The organism is Paenibacillus sp. J45TS6 (assembly GCF_018403285.1).
GTDB lineage: Bacteria > Bacillota > Bacilli > Paenibacillales > Paenibacillaceae > Paenibacillus.
Genome location: NZ_BOSJ01000013.1, coordinates 71,829 through 87,549 on the forward strand (window position 1 = coordinate 71,829; position 15,721 = coordinate 87,549).

The window sequence follows — 15,721 nt, forward strand, 5'->3', positions numbered from 1 at the left end:
CACATCCTTTTCTAAATTTCTAAAATTTTCTCTAGACGTTCAACAAAGCTATGAAGCCACTTTCTTTTTTCTCGGTCCTCTTTGATCCTGGCATTCAGCACTTCACTGTCATTTGACAGTTCCTCCATTTCATTTACCTTCAGTAATAACAATTCTTCCAGACGGTGAATCTCTATATTAAAAAACACCTTTAACTTGGTAACTTCATTGTCTAGGTAAGCCTGTGCTTCATTAATGTTATCTAACAAATCCTGTTTTGCTGGATTAATTACTTCTTCTGCGATCCGGTCTACATTTACAAAAGTTTTGGTGGCATATTTAGGCACACTGTATCCTGAGCCCCAGGTTAAGGGATTCCACCAAGTTGATGTCTTCACCCACCTTTTCCCATCAGCAACTGTTTCCTCATATTTCAGATTTTCTACCAACGTTTCTGCGTCAGGAATATCAGCAGCAAAAATTCGGAACTCATCTCGCTGGAGGCTATCACCACTTACTTCAATTAGGTCCTTTACATAATTACGATACTCTTCTAGCAATTGTTCTGCGTCATTTTGCATGGTTGCTAGAATGATAATCTCTAGATCAGTCTTAATGTCGCTTTGTAGGGAGGAGATGTCCTCTTTTAATTTAGTAATAATTTTGTTGGCTTTGGATACCTCGATGCTCCCTTCGTTATTAAATAGCGACGCAAAATCATCAATTTTGGTATGTACCTTGCCCTCGATCCTTCTCGTTACAGATCGAATATCATATTTCTTATTGTTGATCCGTTCTTTAAAGGCACTTGCATTCTGTCCTTTAGAAATTTCTTCTTGAATGCGTTTCATTTGTGCATTAATTGTCTTCCGTAATCCCTCGTTGCTGGACATTTGTTCCTGTAACTGCTGCTCTATTTTTTTACCTTCAACAACATCTTTGAAGGAGTTCACAGCCGCTGTAATTTTTGAAGTTTCCGCATACTTGTCTAAATACTCATTGATTGCTTCTTCAATGGACGGAATCCCGGAATGGATCAAAGCTTCGGCGTAAGTATCATTTTCACTTTGTGCATGTTCGATTTGACTTAAAAGTTTTCGTTTCTTTGTATTGCTCAACGGAGCATATTTAACTAGGTGCATCTGAGGCTCTTCAATAAAAAAGTCATGCGCATTAAGTGTCTGCTGCTGCTTGCGCGTCAGAGTATCCCCGTTTTGTTCCATCCGGATCAGCTTTGCTGTCTCTGCGGAGACTGGAAAGATATTAGGATTTATGATCCCATTATCTTGCAGGTAGTCTCTGACTTCCTTTAAGGTATCCTCGATAGTTTCTCGTTCAGGATCGAACAAATCGATTTTGTTAACTGCAAAAATAAATCGGTCCTTTGATTGTTTTCCCCCGCTTTTCATCTGCTCCGCCACAGTAGAAAGCAAATTATTATCATCATCTGTGCTTAGCTGGGTGGAATTCAGCACGTAAAGTACTAATGGTTTGGACTCATTTTTGATAACCCGGTAAGTATGATCTTTGTGAGCACTGTTTCTGGAATTGTTGGGACCAGGAGTATCTACTAGAATCAGATTCATACTATTAGAAGATATATATGGAATAGTCCCTTCTATTTCAATATGCGAGACCTCTTCATTGTTATTGAAATCCTTCATGAGGTTACTGTCCAAAGTCTGTAGCGGAATAATCTCGTTCCCTTCTATATCACTACAACGTCCGATAAATTCATTGCAACCGGGAACGTTTTTAATGCTTGCAATTGTTGCAGTACAGGCTGCCTGTTTAGAGGGCATCAATTCTTTACCGAGCAAGGAGTTAATTAGTGTCGACTTACCCGAGCTCATTGTTGCAATTACTGCAATTTCAAAATCTGAGCTGAGAGCCTTTTCAAAGTTATTCTTAATGGCATTACTGCGAAGCTCTTCGAACGGTCCATGCTGCATATCATTCACAAGTTGCGTTAGTTGGCTGATTTTATCGTCATTGTTCTCAGCTGGAATATGTGCTAACTGAATATTGATATCCTTGCTCTGATTATATTTCTCACAGGCCTCGATTACATCATCATAATCAGGTAGTGTTCCATGGAACACTACCTGGAATTCTGTCTCGTTAAGCTCGTATATCAATATATCAATAAGTTGGTCCAACCAAACCTGCAACCTCTCATTTTTGAACTTGAACAGTTGACTTTCTTGGCTAATCTCCTCATTGTCGTACATTATTTGTGTTTCAACTTTATAAGGGTTGTAGCGGATAAATACTTCAGTCATTTATATGAACACCTTCCATTATCGGATATACTTGATTCTTTGATGCTTTGTAGCAGCAAACGTTCCACAATATGAATACCTGTCTTCTTAATTGCTTCATCTATTACTTTTGAATTTATATAATTGTTTCCTATTTGAATATTCCGATGCAATTTAAAACGAACCACGGATGGCGGTAACGATTTTGTTAGGTTTCTATCAATGTATTGATTCATATCATATAGCGGAATCCGGAACAGCTCTAACAGGGTAAGAGCATCTCTCGTTTCCCTCTTTGTTAAAGCTCTGTTATCGAGGATGTCCCTGAATAATCCGGCAGCATACGAGGATATTGGAACAATGACTGGAGAAGCGACACCTAACTCCATCAAATGGCTTTTGGCAATATTTAAAGACTCAGCAATACTGTCTTCTGCCTCTAGATCAAGTTGATCGGTCTTATTCAATAAAAAGATGATTTGTTGGTCTCCTAAATGTTTTATTACTTGCTGAAGTAGGATTTTATCATCTTCTGGAGCCAAATTTGCAGCATTCAGGACATACAAGATAACGTTACTTTTCTTTTGTTCAAGAATTTCTTGCGTAATTTCTTCGTGATGGCGGTTTCTTGAATTATTTGTACCTGGTGTATCAATAAAAGATATGTTGAATTTTTTCAACATTGAAATGCTGTTCATATTTCCTTCTACTTCGATCTGCTCGATACCAGAATCGCCATTCCATCTCGCAATATCATCATATGTAAGATTCCATCGGGTATCTGTATGTTGACCTGTAGCCAAACCTATCTCTCTGACTTGTTTAGGTCTGTTCGTAAATTTCAAACAAGTTGATGTGCAAGCTTTATTTTCAGAAGGGAAGATCTTCTTGCCAAGCAGTGCGTTCAGAAGAGTCGATTTACCTGAACTCATGGTGGCAATCACTGTAACATTAAAGGATTTCACCTGTTCTTGTAACAAATATGCGTTGACTGCATTCTGAAGATACTTAAACACTTTTAATCGTTTTAATTTAAATAATCCCTCAACTTCTTCGCCTGCAATCATTTTAATCAGCAATGATTTGATTTCTACTTCCATTGACTGAGGAAATTTACAATAATCAGCATACAAACGAATGATAGAATTAAAGTTAAATTCATCGTTACCATTCAATTCAAAGAACAGCATCTCTCCGAAGAGCAACTTACTATAAACAGATTGTGTAAATTTTTCATCTTCTATGAGACTTCTCAAATAGTCAAAGAGTTTCTCATTTCCTTCATCTATAAAAGTTTGTATTTGGTAATAATCACTGTCCTTAATAATAAAGTACTTTCTGTATGTATTTAATATATCCTTAACTTGCTCTTCATTCCTGGCCCCCGCTTGCAAAGCAGCATACAAGAGTGTGAAGTATGTCACTCTGAATTTATAATTCTTTCTTCTTACCGGATGATTCTCCAAATTTAAAAATCCGCTGATTCTCTCAGCTCTATTGGTCAATGCACCTAAATTCATTTATGAAATTACCTCCAGTTTGCAACTTTAGGTTTAAACTCACTTTCTGGCCTACTTGGTACTTTTAAAGTGAACCAACTTCTTCTCTCTTTCTCTGAGTTGCTCTTTTGCAAAATTTAAAAAGCTGTATTGCTATCATTTTTGCATCTGAAATCTTTAATTTCTCCATTTCTTATATCTCTTCTATTTATATCGGTTATAATTCCTTAAATTTGTTGGTTTTTCTTGTAATTTTCAAAGTCTATGTTCCCCAATCAATACAAAATGTTAATGAGTTTATAGAAATATAATACTAAGTACATAAATAACAAGACTCCTAGCCGTCAAGAATTATTGTTCTTGAGAAAAGGAGTCTAAATATGTCTTATTCTTTTTAAATTACTTAAGAATCAAAAGTTTTTTCAATGTCTAATTCAAATCCTGGAACTGCCAAGGAGCGAATCGTTCCGCTTTTCTCATTTGCCAAAATCTCATATTGACCATCTTCATTTAAAGTAAACACCTGTACATACTTTTGTAGAGGATTAACAATCCAATATTCTTGAACTTTATATTTTTGATAAAGATTCAGCTTAAATACTAAATCGTGAGCTTGATTAGATGGGCTAATGATCTCAATGATCAGTTTAGGAACGCCAACATATCGCTGTTCGTCAAACCCAGAAGGATCACAAATAACAGATAAATCAGGAATTACGACTTTCTGATTGTTTTCTTCGTCAGACAGAACAACATCAAATGGGGCTGCTAGTACTTCACATTCTTTGCCCATTAATAAACTACCTAACTGAACACTTAATTTCATGGAAATACGCTGGTGACTCGTACTAGGAGATGGCGACATGTAAACAACGCCATCGATATATTCTAACAATTTATTTGATGCACTTTTCAACTCTAAATATTCTTTATATGTGATGGGTGATTCATTTGGAATCTTCATTTTATTCACCATCCTTGTAAATATCTCGCTACTTACAGTATATCATTTAACATTCACATGTTGACGTCAATATTCATAGACTTACTAGTCAATAAATGAAAGAACCTCAATTTAAATTGCAGTTCTTTTCGTTTCTTTTCGTAATAATTCTGTAGTTTTTAGCACAATCTTTTTAAGAGCTTCTAAGTTCTCTAGATCTATATTATTACTAGGTAGAAGTATTTCAGCTTCCTTTATCTCTTTTATTTCATTGTCAATGCTATCTATTTTATCTCTCAGATCCTTTATCGACCAAAGCATCTGCTCATATTCATCGTTCAAGGAGATTACAGAATAAATAATCTGATTTAATTGCAATTGATCTGTATTAATTTCTTTAGTCTCATTAAGAATGTTTCTTTGAACTGATAATATTTTTTTGTTATTTTTCGCCTCTCTTATTTGATTATCAAACTTAGCACGTAGTTTTCCATTCCACCTGAAGCCAACTGCAGCAGCCGATCGATTTAACTTTTCACCTACATATTCAAACGCATCTAATTGTGTTTTACCCTTAGATATATTTTATTACTGTTTGTAAAAGTAATATGTCCTCTTCGGTTTTCCAGGCATCTCTTCTCTTCATCCGGCATCCTCCAAATATACGTTCTTAATCTCATATATATCCTATTGCATATCATTTTATTCTGCTGCCCACTAGTTTGATTAAAATACTTCAAATAGTGAGTTTTGTTTTGGTTTATTTCATTTACTTTCTTTCGTTCGGTATATTGAAATCATGAATGTCGAAGAAGGGAGTAAAAAATCTGCTTGCTCTTTTCATTGTAGTAAAGACCAGTGTTGAGATTCTCGTTAGATTTAGTGAATCGATCAATTAATACACTTTGACATGCTAAAAATTTTTAAGACGGGAAAAATCAGCTAAGTACGGATGAAAAATCTATTTCTAATTTTTCATATACTGTAAAAATATAATTAGTGATCAATAACGATTTTAGTTCCGTCATTGTTGTACTTAGTGAGTAAACCAAAGCTAATTGATATCAACAGAAGCACCTAAACGCCACTTTTTGTTGTGGATTCGTAAAATGGAAGCTAGATCTAGCATGGCTAAAATAAGGTCAAATGGTCTCGATCCAATTAATATCAATCTTGCTGGGAAAACAGACTCTAACATCAAACAAACCTTGTCACAGTTGGAATCTTTGATAGATTAACCAGGATCTCCTCCTTTACAATAATCAATTAAATATATACGCTCTCAATTTTCTTTTTGTGATTTATACAATTTAAAATAATATAAAAAAAAAGAAACGACATTGAAAAATCAGATGCCGTTGCTCCTCTATATCAAATACCGATTGTTCTCCTACCGTTGTTTATATACTTAAGACTACAGACTACCAAATACTGTTTGTTTTTATAATGAGTTATGAAACTTAATCGAATAACATTAGAAGCTAAATAAACTAATAGGTTCCATATTTATCTATATCGTTTATTAATGTTATACTAAATTGCATTAAATAAGAATTTAACGCAATTTCATTTTAAATCGATTTTTAAGGTGGTGGGCTGATGGATTATGCAGAAGTCTTTGAGCAATATGACCATGAAATTAGGCTTTTTATTGCCTATATGAAAGATCGTGAATATTCGAAAGAAACTCAGAAAGGTTACCTACATGATGTAAAACACTTTTTAATAAGTTTGGATGGAAAGTCTGTAAAAGAGGTAACTGATATCGATGTCATGTATTATCTGACTGAGGTCCGTGAAAAAGGTGCTGGCCCGCGTTACCGTAACCGTTGTCTATCAGCTATTCGGCTTTTCTATAAAGTGATGGTAAAGTTTAAAGTTGCTATGAGCAATCCAGCAGTGGAAATCGAAAAAGCAAAAGTGGAGAAAAATCGGCAGCCTACGTATCTTCAAAAGGAAGCTTTAGATGTGTGTTTAGAACTTGTCCATGGTAGACACATTATCCGTGATATAACCATCATTGCTCTTATGGCTTATGCGGGGCTTCGAGTAAGTGAAATTGTGAAACTAAACGTTACGGATTTTGATAAAGATAATTCTAGGATTGCAGTTTTAGGAAAAGGCGATAAATGGAGATACATTCCCCTTCCAATTGAATTAAATCAGTTATTACAAGCCTATTTAGCAAGTCGCTTAGAACCTTGGTATAGTAAAGAAACTGCATTTTTTATATCACAGCGCCGGGGTAGAATCAGTAAGCGTATGGTGCAAACGATCGCCGAAAAAACTTTCACAGCATTATTGGAACAATATCCTCAATTTGCTGGAAAGAGGCTTTCTGCCCACAAACTAAGACATTCATTCGCAACTAGTTTAATGCAAAGCGGTACAGATTTACGCACTGTTCAAGAGCTTCTAGGTCACGAAGATATCTCTACCACTCAAATTTACACACATGTAACTGATGAAGTTAAAGAGCTTGCAATGAGTAAGATTCATCCTGCTATTCCCTTATTATTAAAATCTGTTAAATGTTAATGTTGAAAATTATTAAATTAATTTTAAGATAGAAAAATTTATGATTTTTATAAAAGGTGTGAGTGATTTTGCGTTTCTTTTTAACTTTTTTATATTTTGTTATTAGTTGCATGATCTTAGCATTTGTAGACGCTGTTTGGGCACTAGGTTACGCACCAAAATCGTTTATTAAGATTTTTCTTTTCGGTCTAGTCCCTTTCGTTTTATTGTGGAAATGTAAAAAAGTGGAATTGCTTGGTCTATTTAAGTTTTCGAAGAGTTCTTTTAGAAAATCCTTGAGCTACGGGGGACTTGTGTACGGGATCATCGTAGGTGGATATTTTTTATTAAAGCCTTTCATCGATTTTTCTAATATCACAACCAGTTTAAATGATTCGGTTGGCGTAAGTGCATCTAATTTTATAATAGTAGCTTTGTACATTTCGTTGATTAATTCGTTTTTAGAAGAATTTTTCTTTCGAGGATTCGGGACCGTATTCTTCAATGTAAGCAACAAGTGGTTAACATATATAACAAGCGCCGCCTTATTTGCTCTCTATCATGTAGCGATGATGATTGGTTGGTATGACTGGTGGGTCTTTGTATTAGCTATAATCGGATTGTTTGTTTCTGGTATTGTATTTCACTTATTAAACCAAGCATCGCGTTCTTTATATACTTCTTGGTTTGTACATATGTGTAGTAACTTGGGTATTAATACCGTAGGGTTAATCCTTTTTGGCATTTTATAATAATTGGCGCGAAAAAATCAGCATCCCCTTCAATAGTGGTTATTTAAAAAATGGAATACAGAGATTTAATTCTCAACATTAATCTTTAATAGAGCCCATTATTATTCAAAAATTGAAATAGCCACTTTTGATTGAATAATCAAAAGTGGCTATTTCTCAGCTGCTTTTACATTATTATTCTATTAAAGTTTTTTTAAAATATGCCTATTTTATTCGTAAAATTTAAAGTGGTTATATGAATTATCTAACTTCAATAACCAGTGACAAAACGATAGCTCAGTTTTGGTTGTAATAAATAATAAAATGGCTTTTGTTTGTTCTTATACATCGAGTTTTATTTGTGATTGTAATATGTATAAAACAATAACTCTTTGAACATACTTTTAATAAGATGATCAAGCCGTAACAGATAGCAATTATTTCGTAACTAATTAAATTGATAGACTTGATGTCATAAATGAGATATGAGATTATTGGATCTATTTATTTACTATGAAGTAAAGCTTCTAAATTTATAGATACACTATAATGAAGTCATTAAATATTATTTAGAACTGGTAACTTAAACTCTTAAGAAATCTTTCATTTACTAATATCAATATTTTCTTCCATAACCTCTTCAATCCATTCTAAATCTGTAAGCACTTCGTACACATCTTTTTTCACTAATATCTTTTCCTTGTTATCATAATCAATACTCAAAAGAAGTCGCCCGTCAAATTCAGTAAGAACGAGGTACATTAAGTCTCCAATCTCCTTCAATATTCCACGATGGTCTTTGAAATTTGCTTCTCTAAAACATGTGAGGTTGTAACTATAAAGTGTATTAATAACCAGTTCATGGTCCCATACACCTTCAAAAACAAAAAAATAACCTTCTTCAGTTATCTTGTTCGTAACCGAGATAAGAAAATGATTACTTTCTCCAACATGAAGTGCGTACATTGTAATTCCAACCTGAATACCGCCATACTTCATAAAAGTAACAGTAGAAGTTCTTCCTACTTCTCCAATTAACAGTCTTTGAATAGAATCAGAGTATCTTTGTATCTCGATAAGCATATCAGACTTCTTTCCATCAAAATTCAGTATTTTTTTCATAATATAAATTTCTCCTTTAGAAGCATGCTCAGTTAGTTAGAAACATTTCCTACTATTATATATCGGTTCATACGATCCTATTTGACTAGTCTTTGAAAAAGAAAATTCCACTCATATGTCTTTAAGAAGCTAAATTAACAATGTATATAACGATTACACGTACGTACACGTATACGTATACGTACGTGTAAATTATTTGAATAAAATATGAGTTGAAACTCTCATTGGTTCTACTCATATCAATATTGCTTCACTCTTTTTGACCTAACGTCTGACAACAAACTTTATCCTGTTATCTATGCCTAGCTATGGTAGTGATATAACCAGTCAAAACTCAGCACATGTACCTTTCGATCAGTGTTCTGAGGAGAGGGGCTTCTTCCATTACCATTTCTAAACAAATTGGTTGTGAATAGAGGTATGATTTATAGCTAAAAAGCGAATTATTGACTATGTTGATTCTACTTGAGCATTTTGGACACGTACATGTAAGAGATTGATCAGATAATTATTTGATCTCTTACACGTGAATTATCTTTTTGTGCTTCCTTGTACGAAGAGGGAGCTAGGTTAGACACATTCCCAGCAATAAATTCATAGTTGTATCGTCCATAACAATATCTTGCTTATGATCTATAGCTAACTTAATTTAGAACACGTACGTACGTGTAAAATGTATAAACCGAGAGGACTTTCGTTATTTGAATTATAGAATATCGTTTTTTAAAAAGTTAAATATGTTTCTTACCTTTTCATTATTTCACTTATGTCACCCAGGAGATTTCGTTCTACCTGCTTAATGTCTAATACTTATACCTCAACGTTTACCGCTTAGAGAAGGCATTTCTGGTGATAACTAGAGAACAGTTAACTAGTAGGTAGGTTTTTTATAGCATCCTGCTAATAACTGAACCTAATTTCATAGCTGTATAACCTATGACAAAAAACTCAGCCAATATATGTCCCTTTCTATAATAATGATCTAGTTCACTTCTTCTAATCCTGCACGTACGAATACGTACGTGTTAGTTTTTTTAAAATTATTAGTGGAATTATCTTTGTCGGTTCTCATCAATATCACTTAGAGCAGATGTCACTTCCCTGATAATCTTAGAGAACAGTTAGAACAGTTAACTAATGGGTAGTCCTTTTAGCTTCTATAGCTTCTATAGCTACCACGGCTGCTTTCTGAATCTTGCATATCTAACCAGTGAAAATAGACCAGCTTTTGTCTTATCTCTATAATAATGATCTAATTTTATTTACATCATCTACACGTACGTATACGTGTACGTACGTGCTAATTAATTTGCAGATATGAAAAGAGTCCTTTTCGTTGGTTCAGCTCTTATCAATATCGCTTAGAGCGTAGCAATCACTGCGCCTGATTTTACAGTTTGCTAGTGGTTAGTTTCTATAGCCTCTACAGCGTCCCTAGCTGTAGTAAGCATGTAATTCAGTCCATCTGCTACTACACGTACGTATACGTGTACGTACGTGTGATTTATTTGAAGGATGTTAGTATAATTTCTTCATTTGTTCTGCTCAATTTTATGGCTACCCCATCTGCTATCTGAATCTTGCTATATTTTTTGAATTGAATAGCAATGATGTCGCGATATGACCTTTGAACCGCTCGATGCAAACTTTCATACCGTATCGTCCATGACAACAAACCCAGCTCTTGTGTTCTTCCTAATGATGATCTAATTTAGTTTATCTTCTAATACACATACGTATACGTGTACGTACGTGTAGATTATTTTAAGGCTATAGTGGAACCTCCTCGTTGGTTCTGAACTTATCACTATTGCTTAGAGCAGGTATCACTTCGCCTGATTACCTAAAGAACAGTTAACTAGTGTGTAGTCCTTTTAGCTTCTATAGCTACCATGGCTGCTATCTGAATCTTGCTATATCGTTTTAAATTTACTAGCAATGATGTCGCGATTATGACCTTTGAACTGCTCGATCGTTTACTCTACAAACCTTCATACCGTATCGTCCATGACAACAAACTCAGTTCATGTGTCTATCCCTATGATAAGCCTCTAATTCTGTTCACCTCCAACTACACGTACGTATACGTGTACGTACGTGTAGATTTGTTTCATGGATATCAGTAGAGTGTCTCGTCGTTGGTTCTGCTCTCATCTATATTGCTTAGAGCAGGTTTAACTTTTCCTGATTACCTAGAGAACAGTTAACTAGTGGTAATCCTTAAAGCCTCTGAAGCGTCCCCAGCTGTTACCTAAATCATACAGCAATGATATGGCCCTTCGAACTGCTCGAATGTTTATTCTGCAGACATTCATAATCGTATCGTATGACAACAAACTCAGCTCATGAGTTTATTCCCTATGTTAATGATCTAATTCTGTTCATCTTCTACTACACGTACGTATACGTGTACGTACGTGTAAATTATTTCAATGAGTTAACTAGTGGGTAATCCTTTTAGCTTCTATAGCTACCACAGCTGCTATCTGAATCTTGTTATATTGTTTTGAATTTACTAGCAATGATGTCGCAATACGACCCTTTAAACTGCTCGATACTTTAGTCTGCAAACATTCATAGTCGTATCCTCTATGACTACAAACTCAACTCATTCGTCTACTCTAGCTTTAATAATGATCTAGTTCTGTTCATCTTCTATTACACGTACACGTAATTTATTTTCAAGGATTTGAGCAGAATTCTCTTCGTGCTGCTCTCATCAATATTGCTTGAGCAAGTATCACTTCTCCTGATTTACCTAGAGAACAGTTAATTAGTTGGTAGTCTTCTATAGCCTCTATAGTGTCCTAAGCTAGTATCAGATTCACACATCCATGGTTATATCGTCTATGACAATCAACCCAGCTCATAGATCTATCCCTAGTTATGATAGTGATCCAATTCAGTTCATTTTCTATTACACGTACGTGTACGTGTACGTACGTGTAATTTATTTCAGGGATATCAGTAGAATGCTCGTCGTTGGTTCGGCTCTCTTCAATATTGCTTAGTGTAGCTATTACTTCGTAGCTTGTATAGCATCCACAGTTGCTGTCTGAATCTTTCTATATTGTTTTGAATTTACTTGCAATGATGTCGCGATATGACCCTTTAAACTGCTCGATACTTTACTCTGCAAACCATTCATAGTCGTATCCTCTATGACTACAAACTCAACTCATTCGTCTATTCTAGATTTGATAATGATATGATCCATTTCATCTTCTAATACACGTACGTATACGTGTACGTACGTGTAAATTAATTCAAGGAGGTGAGAAGAATACTCTTCGTTGGTTCGGCTCTCATCAATATTGCCTACTTCGCCTGATTTACCTAGAACAGCTAACTAGTAATTAGTTTCTATAGCCTCTATAGCGTCCACAGCTGCTATCTGAATCATACTAAGCAATGTGTCGTCATATGACCCTCAGCAAACATTCATAGTCGCATCCTCTATGACTACAAACTCAGCTCATTCGTCTATTCTAGCTTTGATAATGATCTGATTCAGTTCATCTTCTACTACACGTACGTATACGTGTACGTACGTGTAAATCAATTCAAGGAGATGAGTAGAATACTATTGGTTGGTTCTGCTCTCATCAATATTCTAAAGTAAGTATCACTTCGCCTGATTTACCTAGAGAACAGCTACTAGTAGGTAGTTTCTACAGCCTCATAGCGTCCACAGCTGCTATCTGAATCATACTAAGCAATGTGTCGTGATATGATCCTGTGAACTGCTCGATCGTTACTCTGTAAACATTCATTAGATTTATCATCCATGACAACAAACTCAGTTCAAGTATCTATCCCTATGATAATGATCTAATTCTGTTCATCTTCAACTACACGTACGTATACGTGTACGTACGTGTAAATTATTTCAAGGGTGTGAGCAGTATTCTCTTCGTGCTGGTCTCATCAGTATTGCTTAGAGCAAGTATCACTTCTCTTGAGTTACCTAAAGAACAACAGTTAATTAGTAAGCAGGGGTTCTATAGCCTCTATAGCGTCCTATGCTAGTATCAGATTCACACATTCATGGTTATATCGTCTATGAAAACCAACCCAGCTCATAGATCTATCCCTAGCTATGATAGCGATCCAATTCAGTTAACTTTCCATTACACGTACGTATACGTGTACGTACGTGTAATTTATTTCAAGGATGTGAGTAGAATTCTCTTCGTTCAGTTCTCTTCAATATTGCTTAGAGCAGGTATCACTTCTTATTGCTACCTAGAGAACAGTTAACTAGCCAGTAGTCTTTTATAGCCTCTATAGCGACCACAGTTGATATCTGTCATATTCGATTGTATAAATTGATTAGCTTGATTAGAGGTTATGGTTTTGAGATGTTCGGCATCAAACACACGGTGTACATGACTACAAACTTAGCTTAGTACACGTACGTACACGTGTACGTACGTGTGCTTTATTTGAATAATATACTAGTTTAAAGCTCTATTGGTTCTGTTCAACTTAATATTAGCTTATAAGTAGCTATCAATTTGATCTAGAGTGGGTAGCTGTTATATCGGTACTAAGCTGCTTTTTGAAGCATACAAGATTGTTTTGTATTGACTAACAATGATCGAGATACGACCTTTTGAACTGGTCGATACTTTACTCTGCAAAACATTCATAATCGTATCGTCCATGACAACAACCCTAGCTCATATGTCCATCCCATGATAATGTTCTTATTTAGTTCATCTTCAACTACACGTACGTACACGTATACGTGTACGTACGTGTAGCTTATTTCTATACTATTAGTAGAATTCTCATCATTGATTCATCAATTTTGCTTAGTGTAGCTATCAGTTCTCCTGATCAAGTAGAGGACAGTTTACTAGTGAGAGGTTATGGTTAGAGAATACTCTTCATCGGTTCTGCTCTCATCAATATGCTTAGTGTAGCTATCCCTAGAGAACTATAAATTACTAGATAGTTTCTATAGCTTCTATAGCGTCCTAAGCTAGGAACTGAATACACAAACTCAGCACATACGTCTGTTCTAGCTATACTAATGATCTAATTCTGTTCATCTTCTGTTACACATACGTATACGTGTACGTACGTGTGAATTACTTCAAAGAGATGAATAGAATTCTCTTCGTTCGTTCCGCTCTCATCAATACTACTTAGTGCAGCATCACTTCTCTTGTTTACCTAGAGAACAGTTAACTAGCGGGTAGTCCTTATAGCTTCTATAGCTTTAGCTACCACAGCTGCTATCTGACTCTTGCTACATTGCTATATAGCAAGGATGTCGCAATATGACCCTTTGAACTGCTAAATCGATTTTTTACTCTGCAAACAATTTCGTCCGTGACAACAAACTCAGGTCAGATATCTATCCCTATGATAATAATCTAATTCTGTTCATCTTCAACTACACGTACGTATACGTATACGTGTACGTACGCGTAAATTATTTCAAGAGTATGAGTAGAAAAACTTCGTTGATTCTATTCTCATCAATATTGCTTAGAATAGCTATTAGCTATCTACCTAGAAAACAGTTAACTAGTGGGTAGTTTCTATAGCCTTTATAGCGTCCTAAGTGTGACATGCACATTCATAGTTGTATCGTCTATGACAACCGACCCAGTTCAGATATCTATCCGTAGCTATGATAATGATCCAATTCAGTTCACCTTTTACTACACGTACGTATACGTGTACGTACGTGTTAATTATTTCAAGGAGATGAGTTGAATTCTCTTCGTTGGTTCAGTTTTCATCCATATTGCGCTAGAGCAGCTATCACTTCTCTTGGTTACCTAGAGAACAGTTAACTGGTGGGTAGTTCTTATAGCTTCTATAGCGACCAATCTTGCTATATTGTTTTGAATTTACTAGCAATGATGTCGCGATATGACCCTTTGAACTGCTTGATCGTTTACTATGCAAAACGTTCATAGTTTTAACGTCCATGACAACAATCTCAGTTCATGTATCTTTCCCTATGATAATGATCTTACTCTTGACAACTACACGTAATACGTACGTATAAATTACTTCAAAATTCTTAGTGAAATACTCGTCGTTGATTCTGCACTTATCAATATCCCTGAGTGTAGCTATAAATTCTCCTGAACTATTTACAGAACAGTTAGCTCGCGGGGTGATCTTTATACATTTATAGTTGTATCGTCTATGACAACACTCAGCTCATATGTCTATCCCTAGCTATGATAGTGATCTAATTCTGTTCATCTTTAACTACACGTACGTATACGTGTACGTACGTGTAAATTATCTCAAGGATACCATTATCCAGCTGCTAACTGAAGTATATTAGATTGTTTTGTATTGACTAGCAATGATGTCGCGTATGATCTTTTGATCTGCTTAATCGTTTACTCTGCAGACATTCATAATCATATTGTCTATGACAAACCTAGCTAAAGTGTGTATCCCATGATAATGATCATATTTAGTTCATCTCTGACTACACGTACGTACACGTATACGTGTACGTACGTGTAAATCATTTCAAGGGTATGAGTAGAATAATCTTCGTTGATTCTGTTCTCATCAATATTGCTTTGAGCGCCATCACTTCTCCCCTTAAATAACAGTTTACTAGTGGGTAGTTTATAGCGTATACAAATACTGTTTGACTCATACAAGATGGTTTTAATTTGAATAAAG

General features: G+C 35.2%; 7 protein-coding genes. 2 read left to right on the top strand and 5 right to left on the bottom strand.

The features are described from left to right. Window positions 1-11 precede the first annotated feature (11 nt). From KJS58_RS17965 to KJS58_RS17980, 4 genes are all read right to left on the bottom strand, one after another. Window positions 12-2,261 (bottom strand): dynamin family protein, encoded by a 2,250-nt coding sequence (locus KJS58_RS17965; protein WP_213534508.1) that lies wholly within the window; start codon window positions 2,259-2,261, stop codon window positions 12-14. Then, window positions 2,258-3,760, bottom strand: coding sequence for a dynamin family protein (locus KJS58_RS17970; RefSeq protein ID WP_213534510.1), 1,503 nt, complete (start codon window positions 3,758-3,760; stop codon window positions 2,258-2,260). Before KJS58_RS17970 ends, KJS58_RS17965 begins: the two co-directional genes overlap by 4 nt. 382 nt (window positions 3,761-4,142) lie before the next feature. Then, window positions 4,143-4,703 (bottom strand): Uma2 family endonuclease, encoded by a 561-nt coding sequence (locus KJS58_RS17975; protein ID WP_213534512.1) that lies wholly within the window; start codon window positions 4,701-4,703, stop codon window positions 4,143-4,145. A 111-nt stretch (window positions 4,704-4,814) separates the two neighbouring features. Continuing rightward, window positions 4,815-5,024 carry a hypothetical protein gene (locus tag KJS58_RS17980; protein ID WP_213534514.1) on the bottom strand — a complete coding sequence of 70 codons (210 nt, stop codon included), beginning with the start codon at window positions 5,022-5,024 and terminating at the stop codon, window positions 4,815-4,817. A gap of 1,257 nt (window positions 5,025-6,281) precedes the next feature. Here KJS58_RS17980 and KJS58_RS17985 point away from each other — a divergent pair. Together KJS58_RS17985 and KJS58_RS17990 are read left to right on the top strand one after the other, a co-directional pair. Continuing rightward, entirely contained in the window at window positions 6,282-7,220 is a 939-nt protein-coding gene (locus tag KJS58_RS17985; RefSeq protein WP_213534515.1) for a tyrosine-type recombinase/integrase, read from the top strand. 62 nt (window positions 7,221-7,282) lie between these two features. Beyond that, window positions 7,283-7,951 (top strand): type II CAAX endopeptidase family protein, encoded by a 669-nt coding sequence (locus KJS58_RS17990; protein WP_213534517.1) that lies wholly within the window; start codon window positions 7,283-7,285, stop codon window positions 7,949-7,951. Between the two features lie 582 nt (window positions 7,952-8,533). Here KJS58_RS17990 and KJS58_RS17995 read toward each other — a convergent pair. After that, complete coding sequence (locus KJS58_RS17995) at window positions 8,534-9,052, bottom strand: hypothetical protein (RefSeq protein WP_213534519.1); 519 nt, start codon at window positions 9,050-9,052, stop codon at window positions 8,534-8,536. Window positions 9,053-15,721 lie beyond the last annotated feature (6,669 nt).

Excerpts from the sequence above, each read along its gene's own strand:
- KJS58_RS17965 (WP_213534508.1), bottom strand. The coding sequence starts at position 2,261 with ATGACTGAAGTATTTATCCGCTACAACCCTTATAAAGTTGAAACACAA.
- KJS58_RS17970 (WP_213534510.1), bottom strand. The coding sequence starts at position 3,760 with ATGAATTTAGGTGCATTGACCAATAGAGCTGAGAGAATCAGCGGATTT.
- KJS58_RS17975 (WP_213534512.1), bottom strand. The coding sequence starts at position 4,703 with ATGAAGATTCCAAATGAATCACCCATCACATATAAAGAATATTTAGAG.
- KJS58_RS17985 (WP_213534515.1), top strand. The coding sequence starts at position 6,282 with ATGGATTATGCAGAAGTCTTTGAGCAATATGACCATGAAATTAGGCTT.
- KJS58_RS17995 (WP_213534519.1), bottom strand. The coding sequence starts at position 9,052 with ATGAAAAAAATACTGAATTTTGATGGAAAGAAGTCTGATATGCTTATC.